General features: G+C 73.4%; 14 protein-coding genes and 1 rRNA gene. 10 read left to right on the plus strand and 5 right to left on the minus strand.

Going from position 1 to position 16,329, the window contains the following annotated elements:
* The 3 genes from rrf to BTM25_RS26665 form a co-directional block, all read left to right on the plus strand.
* Window positions 1–108, plus strand: a 5S ribosomal RNA gene (rrf, locus tag BTM25_RS26655); the annotation flags it as partial.
* Window positions 109–498: 390 nt separating this feature from the next.
* Entirely contained in the window at window positions 499–873 is a 375-nt protein-coding gene (locus BTM25_RS26660; protein WP_235828738.1) for a helix-turn-helix transcriptional regulator, read from the plus strand.
* A 10-nt stretch (window positions 874–883) separates the two neighbouring features.
* The gene (locus BTM25_RS26665) at window positions 884–1,300 is read left to right on the plus strand and encodes a VOC family protein (protein WP_103566551.1); all 417 of its coding nucleotides are present in this window, start codon (window positions 884–886) and stop codon (window positions 1,298–1,300) included.
* Between the two features lie 64 nt (window positions 1,301–1,364).
* On the opposite strand, the gene BTM25_RS26670 is transcribed toward BTM25_RS26665, so the two are convergent.
* Window positions 1,365–1,979, minus strand: coding sequence for a TetR/AcrR family transcriptional regulator (locus BTM25_RS26670; RefSeq protein WP_103566552.1), 615 nt, complete (start codon window positions 1,977–1,979; stop codon window positions 1,365–1,367).
* A 101-nt stretch (window positions 1,980–2,080) separates the two neighbouring features.
* On the opposite strand from BTM25_RS26670, the gene BTM25_RS26675 reads away from it, so the two are divergent.
* From BTM25_RS26675 to BTM25_RS26705, 7 genes are all read left to right on the plus strand, one after another.
* A complete protein-coding gene (locus tag BTM25_RS26675; protein WP_103565959.1) occupies window positions 2,081–3,907 on the plus strand; it encodes an acyclic terpene utilization AtuA family protein in 1,827 nt (608 codons plus the stop codon).
* Complete coding sequence (locus tag BTM25_RS26680) at window positions 3,904–5,496, plus strand: acyl-CoA carboxylase subunit beta (RefSeq protein ID WP_103565962.1); 1,593 nt, start codon at window positions 3,904–3,906, stop codon at window positions 5,494–5,496. Before BTM25_RS26675 ends, BTM25_RS26680 begins: the two co-directional genes overlap by 4 nt.
* Before the next feature lie 4 nt (window positions 5,497–5,500).
* Window positions 5,501–7,468: an acetyl/propionyl/methylcrotonyl-CoA carboxylase subunit alpha gene (locus tag BTM25_RS26685; protein WP_103565964.1), complete on the plus strand. Its 1,968-nt coding sequence runs from the start codon at window positions 5,501–5,503 to the stop codon at window positions 7,466–7,468.
* Entirely contained in the window at window positions 7,465–8,619 is a 1,155-nt protein-coding gene (locus BTM25_RS26690) for an acyl-CoA dehydrogenase family protein (RefSeq protein WP_103565967.1), read from the plus strand. The genes BTM25_RS26685 and BTM25_RS26690 overlap by 4 nt, the downstream gene beginning before the upstream one ends.
* A gap of 301 nt (window positions 8,620–8,920) precedes the next feature.
* Window positions 8,921–9,790: a HalD/BesD family halogenase gene (locus tag BTM25_RS26695; protein ID WP_103565970.1), complete on the plus strand. Its 870-nt coding sequence runs from the start codon at window positions 8,921–8,923 to the stop codon at window positions 9,788–9,790.
* Window positions 9,791–9,859: 69 nt separating this feature from the next.
* Window positions 9,860–10,759: a class I SAM-dependent methyltransferase gene (locus tag BTM25_RS26700; protein WP_205648296.1), complete on the plus strand. Its 900-nt coding sequence runs from the start codon at window positions 9,860–9,862 to the stop codon at window positions 10,757–10,759.
* Entirely contained in the window at window positions 10,746–12,560 is a 1,815-nt protein-coding gene (locus BTM25_RS26705; protein WP_103565972.1) for a choline/carnitine O-acyltransferase, read from the plus strand. Before BTM25_RS26700 ends, BTM25_RS26705 begins: the two co-directional genes overlap by 14 nt.
* Before the next feature lie 27 nt (window positions 12,561–12,587).
* Here the strand turns inward: BTM25_RS26705 and BTM25_RS26710 are convergent, their stop codons facing one another.
* From BTM25_RS26710 to BTM25_RS26725, 4 genes are all read right to left on the minus strand, one after another.
* The gene (locus tag BTM25_RS26710) at window positions 12,588–13,151 is read right to left on the minus strand and encodes an AAA family ATPase (protein ID WP_103565975.1); all 564 of its coding nucleotides are present in this window, start codon (window positions 13,149–13,151) and stop codon (window positions 12,588–12,590) included.
* Window positions 13,148–14,209 carry an enolase C-terminal domain-like protein gene (locus tag BTM25_RS26715; protein WP_103565977.1) on the minus strand — a complete coding sequence of 354 codons (1,062 nt, stop codon included), beginning with the start codon at window positions 14,207–14,209 and terminating at the stop codon, window positions 13,148–13,150. Before BTM25_RS26715 ends, BTM25_RS26710 begins: the two co-directional genes overlap by 4 nt.
* Before the next feature lie 82 nt (window positions 14,210–14,291).
* Window positions 14,292–14,732, minus strand: a complete 441-nt coding sequence (locus BTM25_RS26720; protein WP_103565978.1) for a hypothetical protein — start codon at window positions 14,730–14,732, stop codon at window positions 14,292–14,294.
* Window positions 14,733–14,751: 19 nt separating this feature from the next.
* Complete coding sequence (locus tag BTM25_RS26725) at window positions 14,752–16,230, minus strand: LCP family protein (RefSeq protein ID WP_103565980.1); 1,479 nt, start codon at window positions 16,228–16,230, stop codon at window positions 14,752–14,754.
* Between the last annotated feature and the right edge of the window lie 99 nt (window positions 16,231–16,329).

A 16,329-nucleotide genomic window follows, 5' to 3' on the forward strand; every position in this document is an offset into this window, starting at 1 on the left:
TTTGGCGAGAGGGAAACACCCGGTTCCATTCCGAACCCGGAAGTTAAGCCTTTCAGCGCCGATGGTACTGCATGGGAGACTGTGTGGGAGAGTAGGACACCGCCGGACTTATTGTGGTTGAGGGCCATCCTTAGGGGTGGCCCTCAACGCATTTCCAGACACCTTTTCGGGCCCCGCCGACGGCGGGGCCCTTTTCGTGTTTCCCGGGGCGAGGCAGGCTCGGGGCAGTGGTGCGGAGCAGCGGGCGGTGAGGGTGGGTTGTCCACAGGTTGGCGGGCGGGTTGAGAAGCGGGTCGGGGGGCCGGGAGACTAGAGAGGTACGGTCCGCCCCCGGGTGGGAGGGGTTTGGTCTTGCGGGTTGAGTTGGTTGGGGGTGGTTCGGGTGCGGTTGAGCTGGGGTTTCTCTGGTGAGGGTGCGGCGTGGTGGCGTCCGGGTTGTGGCATTGTGGGTGTGTGAATCTGGACGACCTCGTCCGCCTGCGTCGGGCCCGTGACCTCATGGACCGTGAGTACGCGCAGCCGCTGGACGTCCCGGCGCTGGCGCGTGCCGCGCTCATGTCGCCGGGCCATTTCTCTCGGAGCTTCCGCGCTGCGTTCGGTGAGACGCCCTACAGCTATCTGATGACGCGTCGGATCGAGCGGGCCAAGGCGCTGCTGCGGCGTGGCGATCTGACGGTGACGGAAGTCTGCTTCGAGGTCGGGTGTACGTCGCTCGGGTCGTTCAGTTCGCGGTTCACCGAACTGGTCGGTGAGAGCCCGAGCGCCTACCGGGCCCGGAGTCATGATGACGGGGCGGCGATCCCGGCTTGCATCGCGAAGATCCATACGCGCCCGGTCCGGTCCGGAGGGGCGAACCCGGCCGGCCGGTCGTAGCATGACCTGCATGGACATCCAGCTCGCCCAGTGTTTCATCGCCGTGGACGACCATGACAAGGCGCTCGCGTTCTACCGGGACGTCCTGGGCTTCGAGGTGCGCAGCGACGTCGGGTTCGAGGGGATGCGCTGGGTGACCGTCGGTTCTCCGTCTCAGCCCGATGTGGAGATCGTGCTGGAGCCGCCACTGGCGCACCCGAACTCCTCGCCGGCCGACAAGGAGGTCATGGCGGAGTTGCTGGCCAAGGGCCTGCTGCGCGGCGTCATCTTCCGGACCGACGATTGCGACGCGGCGTTCGAGCGCATTCGCGCGGCGGGCGGTGAGGTGTTGCAGGAGCCGATCGACCAGCCGTATGGGGTCCGGGACTGCGCGTTCCGCGATCCGTCGGGGAACATGCTGCGGTTCAACCAGCCGCTCAAGAAGTAGCCGCAGTCTGCGGGGCGGTCGGTCGCGGGCTGTTGGGCGAGGAGCGGAATGACGTCGCGGTCGGTCAGGGCGTGGGCGTCAGGATTCCGTCGAGGGTCCGGGCCCATTGGCGCAGGAGGCGGTCGCGGCGGGCCGAGTCGTCGGTGAGCAGGTCGGCCAGGCCGAGGCCGCGCACCAGGTCGAGCGTCGCCTGCACGGCCTCCCGGACGCCGGGCACGGATTCGTCCGCGCCGAGCGCCTCCACCGTCAGCCGGTGCGCCTCCCGGCCGACCCGGGCCTCCAGCGGGACGACGCTGGCGCGGAGCTGATCGTCGGAGCTGGCCGCCACCCAGAGTTGGAGTGCTGCGCGGAACAGCGGGCTCGTGTACATGTCGCCCAGCATCAGGACGACCTCGAGCGTGGTCGGCCGCCGGCCCGGCGCGGTGTCGAGGCGTTCGCGCATCCGTGTCCGGCGCACCTCGCTGCCGTATTCGACGGCGGCCGTCACGAGTTCTTCACGCGTCCGGAAGTGGTGCTGCGCGGCCCCGCGCGAGACCCCGGCGCGTTCGGCGACGACGGTGACGGTCGTGCCCGCCCACCCGATCGAGGCGAGGCAGTCGATCGCCGCCTCCAGGAGGCGTTGCCGGGTCGCGCGGCTGCGGTCCTGGCGGGGCTGCCGGGGGGTCGCCTGGGTGGTCATCGCGTCCTTCGGTCGGTGGTCCACCAGTCAACCAAACCGGCGGCACAGAAAACAATCATGCACGATTGATTTTTTCTTGCCGGGCTGGCAGGCTGCGGGCCATGACGCGACCCTTGCGGATCGGGAACGCCTCCGGCTTCTACGGCGACCGGTTCTCCGCGGTGCGGGAGATGCTGGACGGCGGCCCGCTCGACGTCCTCACCGGCGACTACCTCGCCGAGCTGACCATGCTCATCCTCGGGCGCGGCCGGATGAAGGACCCGGACGCCGGCTACGCGACGACGTTCCTGCGGCAGATGGAGGAGTCCCTCGGGCTGGCGGCCGAGCGCGGCGTCCGGATCGTCACGAACGCGGGCGGGCTCAACCCGCGCGGTCTCGCGGCGCGGCTGCGGGAGATCGCGGCGCGGCTCGGCGTCGACGTCCGGATCGCGCACGTCGAGGGGGACGACCTGCTGCCGCGCGCCGCCGACCTCGGGCTCACGTCCCCGGCGTACGGCGCGCCGCTCACCGCGAACGCCTACCTCGGCGCGTGGGGGATCGCGGCGGCGCTGGAGGCGGGTGCGGACGTGGTCGTGACGGGACGGGTGACCGACGCGTCCCTCGTCGTCGGGCCGGCCGCCGCGCACTTCGGGTGGGCGCGCGACGACTGGGACGCGCTCGCGGGCGCGACCGTCGCCGGGCACGTCCTCGAGTGCGGCGCGCAGGCGACCGGGGGGAACTACGCGTTCTTCACGGAGGTCCCGCTGGGGGAGCCGGTGGGTTTTCCGCTGGCCGAGGTCCGCGCGGACGGGTCCAGCGTCATCACCAAGCACCCCGGCACGGGGGGCGCCGTTACGACCGAGACCGTCACCGCGCAGCTTCTGTACGAGATCGGCGGACCCGCCTATGCGGGGCCCGACGTGACGACGCGGTTCGACACCGTCCGGCTGCGGCAGGACGGGCCGGACCGCGTCGAGATCGGCGGCGTGCTCGGCATGCCCCCGCCCCCGGACACCAAGGTCTGCCTCAACCATCTCGGCGGGCACCGCAACGAGATGACGTTCGTGGTCACCGGGCTGGACGTCGACGCGAAGATCGCGCTTGCGCGGCGGCAGCTCGACGCGGCGTTCGGCGCGCGGCGGCCCGCTCGGATGGAATGGACGACGATCGGTGTCCCGGCGTCCGATCCCGTCACGCAGGGCGAGGCGACCGTGCTGCTGCGGTGCGCCGTCCTGGACGCCGATCCGGGCCTGGTGGGACGGACGTTCAGCGGCGCTGTCGTGGAGCTGGCGCTCGCCGGGTATCCCGGGTTCACGATGACGTCGCCGCCGGGGAAGGGATCGCCGTTCGGCGTGTACACGGCGGCGTTCGTGCCGAACGCGGAGGTGCGGCAGGTCGCCGTGCTGCCGGACGGGCACGAGGTGGCGATCGAGCCCGCGCCCGTCACCGCACCGCTCCCCGAAGCGCCGGACGGGTCCGAGCGGCGCGCGGCGGAGGAAAGGAAAGCTGGCCCAGATCAGCCCCCTCCCGCCCAGGGGGGCGACCCCACTTCCATTGTCCAACGCCCGAACGCCCCCGCGACACCCACCGCCGAACCTGTGGATAACCCGGAAGCCCGCACCGTGCGAGCCCCCCTGGGACGCATCCTCGGCGCCCGCAGCGGCGACAAGGGCGGCAACGCCAACATCGGCGTCTGGGCCCGCACCGACGCCCAATGGCACTGGCTCCACTCCTACCTCACCATCGACCGCCTCCGCGACCTCCTCCCCGAAACACGCCACCACCCCGTCACCCGCCACACCCTGCCCCACCTGCGCGCCCTCAACTTCGTCATCGAGGGCGTCCTCCAGGACGGCGTCTCCGCCTCCACCCGCTTCGACCCCCAGGGCAAGGCCCTGGGCGAATGGCTGCGCGCCCGTCGGGCCGACATCCCGGAGTCACTCCTATGACGTTCAAAAGCGCCCTGGACCCCCAGAGCCCCGACTACCAGAGCCGCCGCGCCGCCATGCTCGCGAAGATCGCCGAGCTGGACGCCGAGCACGCCAAGGCGCTGGCGGGCGGCGGCGAGAAGTACGTGACGCGGCACCGCAAGCGCGGCAAGCTCCTGGCCCGCGAGCGCATCGAACTCCTCCTCGACCCCGACTCCCCGTTCCTCGAACTCAGCCCGCTCGCCGCCTGGGGCAGCGACTTCCAGGTGGGCGCCAGCGTCATCACCGGCATCGGCGTCGTCGAGGGCGTCGAATGCATGATCGTCGCGAACGACCCGACCGTCCGCGGCGGCTCCAGCAACCCCTGGACGGTCAAGAAGAGCTTCCGCGCGTCCGACATCGCCCTGGAGAACCGCCTCCCGGTCATCAACCTGGTCGAGTCCGGCGGCGCCGACCTGCCCACCCAGAAGGAGATCTTCATCCCGGGCGGCCGGATGTTCCGCGACCTCACCCGCCTGTCCGCCGCCGGAATCCCGACGATCGCGCTCGTCTTCGGCAACTCCACCGCAGGCGGCGCCTACATCCCCGGCATGTGCGACCACGTCGTGATGGTGAAAGAGCGCGCGAAGGTGTTCCTCGGCGGCCCGCCGCTGGTGAAGATGGCGACCGGAGAGGAATCCGGCGACGAGGAACTGGGCGGCGCCGAGATGCACGCCCGCACGTCCGGCCTCGCCGACTACATGGCCGCCGACGAGCCCGACGCGCTGCGCCTCGGCCGCCAGATCGTCCGCAACCTGAACCACCGCAAGCACGGCCCGAAGCCCGCCGCGACGGTCCCGCCGCGATACGACCCCGAAGAACTCGCCGGGATCGTCCCCGAAGACCTCAAAGTGCCGTTCGACCCCCGCGAGGTCATCGCCCGCGTCACCGACGGCTCCGCGTTCGACGAGTTCAAGCCCCTCTACGGGACGAGCCTGGTCACCGGCTGGGCGCGCGTCCACGGCTACCCGATCGGGATCCTCGCCAACGCCCAAGGCGTCCTGTTCGGGGACGAGGCCCAGAAGGCCGCCCAGTTCATCCAGCTCGCCAACCAGACCGACACCCCGCTGCTCTTCCTCCACAACACCACCGGCTACATGGTCGGCAAGGAGTACGAGCAGTCCGGGATCATCAAGCACGGCGCCCTGATGATCAACGCGGTGGCCAACAGCAAGGTCCCGCACATCACGATCGTGATGGGAGCGTCGTACGGGGCGGGCAACTACGGCATGTGCGGACGGGCCTACGACCCCCGCTTCCTGTTCACCTGGCCCAGCGCCAAATCCGCGGTCATGGGCCCGCAGCAGCTCGCCGGCGTCCTGTCCATCGTCGCCCGCCAGGCCGCCGAGGCGCGCGGCCAGGTCTACGACGAGGACCAGGACCGGGCGATGCGCGAGCTGGTCGAGACCCAGATCGAGGCCGAGTCCCTCCCCTTCTTCCTGTCCGGACGGCTCTACGACGACGGTGTGATCGACCCCCGCGACACCCGCACCGTCCTCGGCCTGTGCCTGTCCGTCGTCCACAACGCGCCAGTACGCGGAGCCGACGGCTTCGGCGTCTTCCGGATGTGAGCCGATGATCGAGACAATTCTGGCGGCCAACCGGGGCGAGATCGCCCGCCGCGTCTTCCGCACCTGCCGCGACCTCGGCATCGGCACGGTCGCGGTCCACTCCGACCCCGACGCGGGCGCGCCGCACGCCCGCGAGGCCGACCGGGCTGTCCGGCTCCCCGGCGCCGCGCCGGCCGACACCTACCTGCGCGGTGACCTGGTCATCGCCGCCGCCCGGGCCGCCGGAGCGGACGCGGTCCACCCCGGCTACGGCTTCCTGTCGGAGAACGCCGCGTTCGCGCAGGCCGTCCTGGACGCCGGGCTGACGTGGATCGGCCCGCCGCCCGCCGCCATCGCGGCGATGGGCTCCAAGATCGAGGCGAAGAAGCTGATGGCCGCGGCGGGCGTGCCCGTCCTGCCCGAACTCGACCCCGCCGCGGTCACCGAGGACGACCTGCCGATCCTCGTCAAGGCGTCGGCGGGCGGCGGCGGACGCGGCATGCGCGTCGTCCGCGCCCTCGCCGACCTGGCCGGCGAGGTCGCCGCCGCCCGCCGCGAGGCCGAGTCCGCGTTCGGCGACCCCGCCGTCTTCTGCGAACCGCTGCTGGAGAACGCCCGCCACATCGAGGTGCAGCTCCTCGCCGACGCGCACGGGACGGTCTGGGCGCTCGGCGAACGCGAGTGCTCGATCCAGCGCCGCCACCAGAAGATCATCGAGGAGGCGCCGTCGCCCGCCGTGGACGCCGGCCTGCGCGCCCGCCTGTGCGGCGCCGCCGTCGACGCCGCCCGCGCGATCGGCTACACCGGCGCCGGGACGGTCGAGTTCATGCTGACCGCCGACGGACGCTTCTACTTCCTGGAGGTCAACACCCGCCTCCAGGTCGAGCACCCCGTCACCGAGTGCGTCTACGGGCTCGACCTCGTCCGCCTCCAGATCGAGGTCGCCGAGGGCGCGCGGCTCCCCGCCGAACCGCCCGCGCCGCGCGGCCACGCCATCGAGGTCCGCCTCTACGCCGAGGACCCCGCCGCGGACTGGCGGCCCGGCACCGGCACCCTGCGCGCCTTCGACGTCCCCGGCGTGGACGCCGAGTTCGCCGTCCCCGCCGCCCACGGCCTCCGCCTCGACAGCGGCGTCGCGGCCGGCGACACCGTCGGCGTCCACTACGACCCGATGCTCGCCAAGGTCATCGCCTGGGCGCCGACCCGCGCCGCCGCCGCGCGCCGCCTGCGCGCCGCCCTCACCGGCGCCCGCCTGCACGGCGTCACCACCAACCGCGACCTGCTCGCCACCATCCTGCGCGAGCCCGCGTTCCTCGCCGGGGACACCCACACCGGCTACCTGGACGCGGTCGGCCTCTCCGTCCTCGCCGCCCCGCTCGCCGGACCGGACGCCGTCGCCCTGTCCGCGCTCGCCGCCGCCCTCGCCGGCGCCGCCGCCGACCGCGCCGCCGCGCGCGTGCTCGGCGGGCTGCCGTCCGGGTGGCGCAACGTCCCGTCCCAGCCGCAGCGCAGGACCTACGAGACCCCGGACGGCGCGACGATCGACGTCGAGTACCGCCTCACCCGCGACGGCCTCCACGGCCACGACGCGGAACTGGTGTCCGCCGCGCCGGGCGAGGTCGTCCTCGACGCGGGCGGCGTCCGGCACCGCTTCGCCGTCGCCGCCGCCGGGGACCGCGTGGACGTCGACTCCCCGCTCGGGCCCGTCGCGCTGCGCGCCGTCCCGAGGTTCGCCGACCCCGCCGACCTCGTCGCGCCCGGCTCCCTCCTCGCCCCCATGCCCGGCACGGTCGTCCGCGTCGAGACCGCCGCCGGGGCGGACGTCGCCGAGGGCCAGACCCTCGTCGTCCTGGAGGCCATGAAGATGGAGCACCGCATCACCGCCCCCGCCGCCGGGACCGTCGCCGTCCTCGACGTCCGCGCCGGACAGCAGGTCGAGGCCGGGGCCGTCCTCGCCGTCATCGCCGCACCCCCCGAAAGGACGCCCGCGTGAACTACACCGAATCCGAGGAGCGGCAGGCCCTGCGCGCCGCCGTCGCCGACCTCGGCGCCAAGTACGGCCCCGAGTACTTCATCCGGAAGGCGCGGGCCGGGGAGAAGACCGACGAGCTGTGGCGGGAGGCCGGACGGCTCGGCTACCTCGGCGTGAACGTCCCCGCCGAGTACGGGGGCGGGGGCGGCGGCATCGGCGACCTCGCCGCCGTCTGCGAGGAACTGGCCGCCGCGGGCTGCCCGCTGCTGCTCATGGTCGTCTCGCCCGCCATCTGCGCGACGATTATCGCGCGGTCCGGCACCGAGGACCAGAAGAAGCACTGGCTGCCCCGCTTCGCCGACGGCTCGGTCAAGATGGCGTTCGCGATCACCGAGCCCGACGCCGGGTCCAACTCCCACCGCATCACCACCACCGCACGCCGCGACGGCGACGGCTGGGTCCTGAGCGGGCAGAAGACGTTCATCTCCGGTGTGGACGAGTCCGACGCCGTCCTGTTCGTCAGCCGCAGCTCCGACCAGAAGGGCAACCTGCGGCCGTCGCTGTTCATCGTCCCGACCGACACGCCGGGCTTCAACTGGTCGCCCATCGAGATGGAGATCGTCTCGCCGGAGAAGCAGTTCGTCTGCCACCTCGACGACGTCCGGCTGCCCTACGACGCGCTCGTCGGCGACGAGGACGGCGGCCTCCTCCAGCTCTTCGCCGGCCTCAACCCCGAGCGGATCATGGCGTCGGCGATGGGCGCGGGCATCGGCCGCCTCGCGCTCGCCAAGGCCACCGGCTACGCCAAGGAACGGCAGGTCTTCAAGACGCCCATCGGCGCGCACCAGGGCCTCGCCCACCCCCTCGCCGCCGCCAAGATCGAGATCGAGCTGGCCCGGCTCATGGCGCAGAAGGCCGCCGCGCTCTACGACGCGGGCGACGACCTCGGCGCCGGCGAGGCCGCCAACATGGCCAAGTACGCGACCGCCGAGGCCGCCGTCCACGCCGTCGACACCGCCATCCAGGTCCACGGCGGCAACGGCCTCACCAGCGAGTACGGCGTCGGAATGCTCGCCGGGGTCGTCCGGCTCATGCGCATCGCGCCCGTCAGCCGCGAGATGATCCTCAACTTCGTCGCCCAGCACACCCTCGGGCTCCCCAAGTCCTACTGATCCACCGCGCCGACGGGCCGCCTCCCCGGACGGGGGAGCGGCCCGTCGCCGTGTCCGGGAACGAGTGAGATGGCCCACAGAAGCCCGTTCGGGTGTGAGATATGCCACGAGAGCGGGCATCCAAACCCACAGGTCAACGGCGACTCGCGAACCTGCCTGCCAAGAAACCGGCTAAAACCTCGCCTGAATTGAGGCATTGCATGTGCTAAAACCCGTCTGAGGTTCGCGGGAAGGCACAAGACGGCGGACGGGAAGCGCCCCGTTCCGCCCGACCGCCCGTGCCCGCGCGGAGAGGATCTTCATGAGCACCGTGGAAGTCCCGACCATCGGGCAGGTCGTCGACACCGATCGCTATCCCCTCGAAGAACCCGGCGGGCCCGCCTGGAATTCCATTGTCGCCCGCACCCGGAAAGAACTGCGCGAGACCGGCTGCAGCGTCCTGCCCGACTTCGTCCGCCCCGCCGGCCGGGCCGCGCTCCGCGACGAGGGCGCCGCCATCGCCCCGCACGCCCACTACGACGTCGAGACCGTCAACGCCTACAACATCGACGTCGCGACCCCGCTCCCCGACGGCCACCCCGGACGCATCACCGTAGAACGCGGCAACGCCTTCGTCCCCCGCGACCGCATCCCCGCCGAGCACATCGTCCACCGGCTCTACACCGACGCCGGGTTCCAGCGCTTCGTCGCCGAATGCTTCGGGCTGCCGCGCGTCCACGAACTGGGCGACCCCCTCGCCGGCCTCTGCCTCAACGTCGTCGCGCCCGGCATGGAGCACCCCTGGCACTTCGACACCAACGAGTTCACCGTCAGCATGCTCACCCAGGAGGCCGACGAGGGCGGCGTCTTCGAGTACTGCCCCGGCATCCGCAGCGCGGCCGACGAGAACTTCGACGACGTCCGCGCCGTCCTCACCGGGCACGGCGGCCGGCTCGTCCGGCGGCTCGCGCTGCGCCCCGGCGACCTCCAGCTCTTCAAGGGCCGCTACTCCCTGCACCGCGTCAGCCCCGTCGCCGGCCGCACCGCCCGGCACTCGGCGATCTTCGCCTACAGCGAGCGCCCCGGCGTGATGGGCAGCGTCGCCCGCACCCGCCAGCTCTTCGGCCGCGTCCTGCCCGAGCACCTCGCCGCCGAGGGCCGCGCCGTCCGGGTCGACGCGCTCCTGGACTAGGGCGGCTCCCCGGCGGCCGGCGCCCCCGCCGGCCCCCGACCGCCCCGTCCCCTCCCGGAAGGACCCTTCGTGCAGTCCAGCACCGCCACTGGAAAGATCTCGCTCGACCACATTTACACCCAGCCCGACCCGCGCGATTACTTCACCACGCTCCGCAGGCTCGAATACCAGATCCCGCAGCAGGCCCAGCCGTTCTTCCGGGCGCTCGTGGACGAATACAAAACGGTGACCGGCACTCCCGTGCCCACCGTTCTCGACATCGGCTCGTCGTACGGGATCAACGCCGCGCTGATGAAATGCGGCGCCACGATGGAGGACCTCTACGACCGCTACGCCGGTGCGGACGCCGCCGCGCTGGAGCACGTCGCCCTCCTCGACCGCGACCGCGCGCTCGTCCGCTCCCGCCGCGACCCCGGCGTCCGGTTCACCGGCCTGGACGCGTCCGGGGAGGCCCTGGCCTACGCCCTCGCCGCCGGGTTCCTCGACGACGCCGTCCACGCCGACCTGGAGGAGAACGACCCGACGCCCATGCAGCGCGCCCGCCTGTCGCGCGCCGACCTGGTCGTCTCCACCGGCTGCGTCGGGTACGTCACCGAACGCACCCTCGCGCGCGTCATCGAGGCCCAGGACGGACGGCGCCCCTGGATGGCCCACTTCGTCCTGCGCATGTTCCCGTTCGACTCCGTCGAGGACGTCCTCGACAGCGCCGGCTACACCACCACCCGCTACGAACGGCTGTTCCCGCAGCGCCGCTTCGCGAGCCCCGACGAGCAGGCCGACGTGCTCGGCACGCTCCGCGCCGAGGGCGTCGACCCGGCCGGACGCGAGACCGAGGGCTGGTTCTACGCCCGCCTGTTCGTGTCGCGGCCCCGGGAGACGGCCGGCCGCGCCATCATCGACCTCGCGTCCGCCGCGACGGGCGGCACCGCCGCAAACCCCCACACCAAGGAACGACGTGAACACGACTGACGAACCCTCCGCCCGCACCTTCGGCAACGAGGACGCCCTGCCGCGCGTCCCGCTGCCCGCGCTGGAGGACACCTGCGAGCGGTTCCTCGCCTGGAGCGCGCCGCTGCTGACCCCGGCGGAACTGGAGGAGACGCGCGCGGCCGTCGCCGACCTGCTCGCCCCGGGCGGCGCCGGACGCGTCCTGCACGCAGCCCTGGAGGAGTACGACCGGAGTGAAGGCGTCCACAGCTGGCTCGACACCTTCTGGCCCTACCGCTACCTCGGCCGCCGGGACCGCATCGCCCTGAACGCCAACTTCGTCTTCCTCTTCCAGGACGCCGACCTCACCCAGGAGGACCGCGCCGCCGCCCTCATCACGGCGGCCGTGGACTACAAGCTGCGGCTCGACACCGAGAGCGTGCCGCCGGTCGCGCAGCGCGGACGCCCCCTGTCGATGGAGCAGAACAAGTACCTGTTCTCCGCCACCCGGATCCCGGGGGAGAAGCAGGACACCGTCCGCCTGCCGTACACCGACGCGTGGCCCGGCCCGTCAGACGCGCGGCACATCGTCGTGTTCCACCGCGCCAACATGTTCCGGATGGACGTCATCGGCCCCGACGGCGTCCCGCACACCCCCGCCGACCTCGCCGCCGGGCTCCGCGCCGTCCGCAAGGAGGGCGCCGCCCGCGCCGCCGCCGGGACCGCGCCCGGCCACCTCACCACCAAGGCCCGCGCCGCGTGGGCCGCGTCCCGGGCCGCGCTGCTCGCCCTCGACCCGGCCAACGCCGACGCCCTGGACACCGTCGAGACCGCGCTGTTCTGCGTCTGCCTGGACGACGTCGCGCCCAAGGACGACCACGAGGCCACCGACCACCTCCTGCACGGCGACAGCGGCAACCGCTGGTTCGACAAGGCCGTCTCGCTGATCGTGTTCGCCGACGGGTCGGCCGGGATCAACATCGAGCACTGCGGGCTCGACGGCACCACCGTCCTCAGCTTCGTCGACGACATGATGAACACCTCCACCGACGACCACGCCCGCAGCTCCGGCGCGCGGGCCCAGGGCGTCCCGGCGATCGAGCCCGTCCGGTTCGTGCTGGACGACGCGCTGCGCGCCGACGTCCACGCCGCCGCCGTCGCGTTCGCCGACTACGCCGCCGCGACCGCCACCGAGACCGTCGCCTTCGAGGACTTCGGCGCCAACGACGCCAAGAAGCTCGGGATCTCGCCGGACGCGTTCGTCCAGATGGCCTACCAGCTCGCCCACCAGCGCGCGAAGGGCCGCGTCGGCGCGACCTACGAGTCCATCGCGACCCGCCAGTACAACCGGGGACGCACCGAGGCGATGCGCGTCGTCACGCCCGAGGTGCTGGCGTTCGTCCGGACGCAGAACGACCCCGCCGCCACGGCCGACGAGCGCCGCGCCGCGCTGCGCGCCGCCGCCGAGGCCCACGTCGCGCGCGCCAAGGACTGCCAGGCCGGCCGCGCCCCCGAGCAGCACCTGTGGGAGCTCCAGCTCATCGCCGAGCGGCGCGGCGCGGAACTCGGCGTCGCCGAGGCGCCCGCGCTGTACTCCTCGCCCGGCTGGCGGATCATGCGCGACGACTACCTCAGCACCAGCTCCGCGCCGTCGGTCAACGTCAAGTACTTCGGGTTCGGCTCCACCAGCCCGCAGTGCATCGGCGTCGCGTACGTGCTGCTGCCCGACCGGTTCAACGTGTACCTGAGCACGCCGCGCACGGTCGCGGACGCGATGGAGTCCTTCGCCGGGCACCTGCGCGCCGCGGTCGCCGAGCTGCGCGAGCTGCTCGCCGGCGGCTGACGCGTCCGGCGCGGCGCCGGCGGGCCCTCAGCCCGCCAGCGCCGCGACCTGGGCCGCCAGCGGCGCGGACGCGGCCAGCCGGTTGTCGATCGCGTCGTGCGGGACGGGCGGCGGCTCGTCCGGGCGCATCCGCTCGGTGAACGCCGCGAAGGCCGCGAGCTTGCCCGTGTCGCGGGGCGAGGCGCGGGCGCGGAGCCGGTGCCGCAGCGTCGCGGCGTCCGAGCGGATCCACACCAGGCGGACGTCCGGGCCGCCGAGCGCCTCCGTCCACGCCGCCCACCGCGCCGGGTCGCGGATCTGCGCGGTGAACGGGCCGCTCAGCAGCACCGGGCAGCCCGCCGCGCGGACATCCCGCGCCGCCGCCGTCAGCCCCGCGTACTCGTGGGCCTTCACGTGCTCGTCGTACCAGGGGCCCTCGCGCTCGCCCGGATCCCGTCCGTGCGCGGCCAGCGTCGCCGCGACGAACGGGCCGAACAGCGTGTCCTTGTCCAGCAGGGCCGGGACGGGCCGCAGCCGCTCCAGCAGCAGCCCGCACACCGTCGACTTGCCCGCGCCCGGCGGCCCCGCCACCACCCACGCGGTCCCGGTCACGCGGGGAGCCTCATGCGGCGGGTGGCGAGCTTGCCGATCCGCTCCTCGTCGATCGCGTGGCCGAGGCCCGGCTGCGTCAGCGGCACCCCGACGACACCGCCCGCCGACCGCACCGGGGGCGTCACGAACACCGGGCCGCCCGCCGGGTCCGTCACCCCGCTCGGCAGCGTGCAGCCGGGCAGCGCGGCCAGCGCCACGGCCGCCGCCTGCCCGATGCCGAACACGCCGACGCCCGTGCACCACACGTCCCAGCCCGCCGCGTAGGCGCGGTCGTGCGCCGCGCGGGCCGCCGTCAGCCCGCCCAGCCGGTCGTAGCGCAGGTCCAGGACGCGGCCCGCGCCGAGCGTGATCGCGGCGTCCAGGCCCTCCAGATCGCCCACCGCCGGGGCCACCGCCGCGTCCACCCGCCGCTGGAGCCGGGCGTGGGCGGCCAGGTCGTCCGCCGGGAACGGGTGCGCGATCGCCAGCGGGCCGTAGGCGTCCAGCGCCTCCAGGGCCGCCAGGTGCGCCGCGTCCTCGGTGTAGGCGCAGCCCCCGTCGGCGACGACCGCGAGCGCCGGGAACGCCGCCCGGACGGCCCGCAGGAGCTCCACGTCCCGGCCCGGCCGCACGTCCAGCGTCACCCGCGTGTGCCCCGCGCCGACCGTCCGGTTCACGAGGGCGGGCAGCGCGTCGGGCGCGGCGTCGGCGGGGATCCGCGCGCCCGTCACGATCGACGTGCGCGTCCCGCCGAGCGCGTGCGCCAGCGGCAGGCCCCGGCCCCGGCACCACAGGTCCCAGCACGCCACGTCCACCGCCGCCGCCGCGCCGCGCCCGCCGAGCTCGGCCGCCGCCGACACGTCCTCGGGACGGTCCCAGTCCAGCCCCAGCAGCGCCGGGCCGAGCCGTTCCTCCAGATCCGCCCACGCGCCGCCCGCGACCGCCGGATCGGCGCCCGGCGCGACCTCGCCCCAGCCCACCGAGCCGTCCCCGCCCGCGAGCCGGACGAGGATGCTCTCCGGCCGCCGTCCGTGCGGCATCCGCACCCGGAAGGCGTCACAGCCCACGATCTGGGGCACCCGAACACGTCCTTCCACAGTCGGCCATCGTCACGTTCCATGATTCACCCGCCGCGCGGCCCGCCGCGCCACGGGGCGGCCGTCAGCGCCGGAACGGCCACCGGACCCGGTGCGGCGTGTACCCGCCGTCGGCGAGCCCGGCTTGCCGCTCGAACGGGTTCGCGGACGCGTGGTCGCCGCACAGCACCAGCGACACGCCCGCGCACACCAGGTACAGGGGGATCATCAGCGGGCCGAGCAGGAACGCGTACTGCGTCGCGTGCCGCCCCTCGTGCCGCAGCAGCGCCGGACGGTCCAGCAGGTCCGCCGCCGCCCGCCGCGCCGTCACGACGTTGCCGACCGTGAAGACCGGCGCCGCCGGGAGCGGCCAGCGGTAGCCGCCGGCGAGGATCAGCCCGTCCGGGCCGCGGCACCGCCCGCGCGCCGGCGAGCCGCGCGACCCCGCCGCCGCGAGCAGCAGCCCGAGCGGGGTCGACAGGTTGACGGCGTTGACGATCCGGCGGATCCGGAGGGGACGGTCCACCCTCCCATTGTGCCCCGCGTCACGACGGGCAGGTCGCCTCCAGCGACACCGGATGCGAGTCCCCGCCGCCGACCGCGCTCTCCCCGCCGCCCGCCGCCACCGGCCGCGAGGTCGAGGGCGACGCCGCCGCCTGCGGCGACTTCTCCTTCGGCGCGACGGCCTTGGCCGCCAGCCGCCGGATCAGCGCGTAGTCCGGGTTCGCCGTGCTGATCAGCGGCGGGACGAACTGGAGGCTGTCGATCTTGGCGCCGTCCTTCATCTTCCCCGACAGCTCGATCAGGCCCGGCAGCAGCTTCTGCGGGATGTCGGTGGACAGCGTGTGCTTGGCGGCCGTGGCGAGCTTGTCGAACTTCGTCAGGACGGTCCGCGCGTCCGCCTGCCGCGCGATGGCCCGCAGCAGGCACTTCTGCCGCCCCATGCGCGTGTAGTCGTCGCTGTCGGTGCGGGACCGCCCGTACCAGAGGGCCTCCTTGCCGCCCAGCGTGCGGTAGCCCGGCTGGAGGACGCCGCCGTTGCGCCCGTAGGGGATCGGCTGGGTGACCCGGACCTTGACGCCGCCCATCGCGTCCACGATGTCGGCGAAGCCGAACATGTCCACGAGGATGTAGTAGTCCACCGGCTGCCCGAGGACACCGGAGATCGTCTTGGTCAGCAGCTCGGGGCCCCGGTGGTTGCGCGCGACGCCCGGCACGACGTCCGGGTGGTCCTCGGCGTACTCGTAGACCTCGTTCAGCAGGCCGGGCGTGCCGGGGCCGTCGCCGGTGAAGCCGTAGGGGAAGCGGTCGCGCGCCGGGCCCGGCGGCAACTGCACCCGCTCCAGGTTGCGCGGCAGGCTCAGCAGCACGGTGTCACCGGTCTTGGTGTCGATGCTGGCCACCGTCATGCTGTCGGTGCGCACGCCCGTCCGGTTCGCCGCCGCGTCGCCGCCGAGCAGCAGGATGTTGACGCGCGACCGGTCCTTCCACGGGTCGTCGGCGTCCACCGGACGGCCGTCGCCGCCGAACCCGCCCGTCTTGAAGATGCTGGTCAGCGTGTCGCGCCAGACGTACATGTGGTGCGTGGCGAGCGCGAACGGCGCCGCGATCACCAGGCACATCGCGAGCGTCGCGGTGACGCCCGCGACGCGGGACACCGCCGCGAGCCCGTCCGGCCGCACGACCAGGTAGCTGCGCACGACGACCGCGATCCACACCGCCGCCAGCACGACGACGCCCGCCGCGATCGAGTTGATCAGGTCCGGGCGGCCGGCGAGCGGGTACAGGTCGTCGCGGTAGGACGACCAGACGACCAGCCCCGCCGCCACCAGCGCCCCGTAGAGCGCGAGCAGCAGCGCGCCCGCCGCGCGGCGCCCGGCCCACAGGTGCGCGATGCCCCACACCAGCGCGGACGCGAGCGTCAGCACGAGCGCCGTGGGCAGCCCCGCCGCGCGCCCCCCGGCCGGGCCGTCCTCCCCGGGGTCGTCGCGAGGTGTTCGCCCGTCGTTGGTACGACTCGCCATGTACGCTCCGATTCCCCGGGCGGGGTGCTGTCAGCACCAGACCTACTCTATGGACGCGCAAAACCGGGGCAAGGTTGGCGCGAACGGGCATCCGGTCGC

This window comes from Actinomadura rubteroloni, from assembly GCF_002911665.1.
GTDB lineage: Bacteria > Actinomycetota > Actinomycetes > Streptosporangiales > Streptosporangiaceae > Spirillospora > Spirillospora rubteroloni.

Bases quoted from the DNA above. Each gene is read 5' to 3' on its own strand.
- BTM25_RS26675 (WP_103565959.1), top strand. From the start codon at position 2,081: ATGACGCGACCCTTGCGGATCGGGAACGCCTCCGGCTTCTACGGCGAC.
- BTM25_RS26680 (WP_103565962.1), top strand. From the start codon at position 3,904: ATGACGTTCAAAAGCGCCCTGGACCCCCAGAGCCCCGACTACCAGAGC.
- BTM25_RS26695 (WP_103565970.1), top strand. From the start codon at position 8,921: ATGAGCACCGTGGAAGTCCCGACCATCGGGCAGGTCGTCGACACCGAT.
- BTM25_RS26725 (WP_103565980.1), bottom strand. From the start codon at position 16,230: ATGGCGAGTCGTACCAACGACGGGCGAACACCTCGCGACGACCCCGGG.
- BTM25_RS26670 (WP_103566552.1), bottom strand. From the start codon at position 1,979: ATGACCACCCAGGCGACCCCCCGGCAGCCCCGCCAGGACCGCAGCCGC.
- BTM25_RS26685 (WP_103565964.1), top strand. From the start codon at position 5,501: ATGATCGAGACAATTCTGGCGGCCAACCGGGGCGAGATCGCCCGCCGC.
- BTM25_RS26660 (WP_235828738.1), top strand. From the start codon at position 499: ATGGACCGTGAGTACGCGCAGCCGCTGGACGTCCCGGCGCTGGCGCGT.
- BTM25_RS26665 (WP_103566551.1), top strand. From the start codon at position 884: ATGGACATCCAGCTCGCCCAGTGTTTCATCGCCGTGGACGACCATGAC.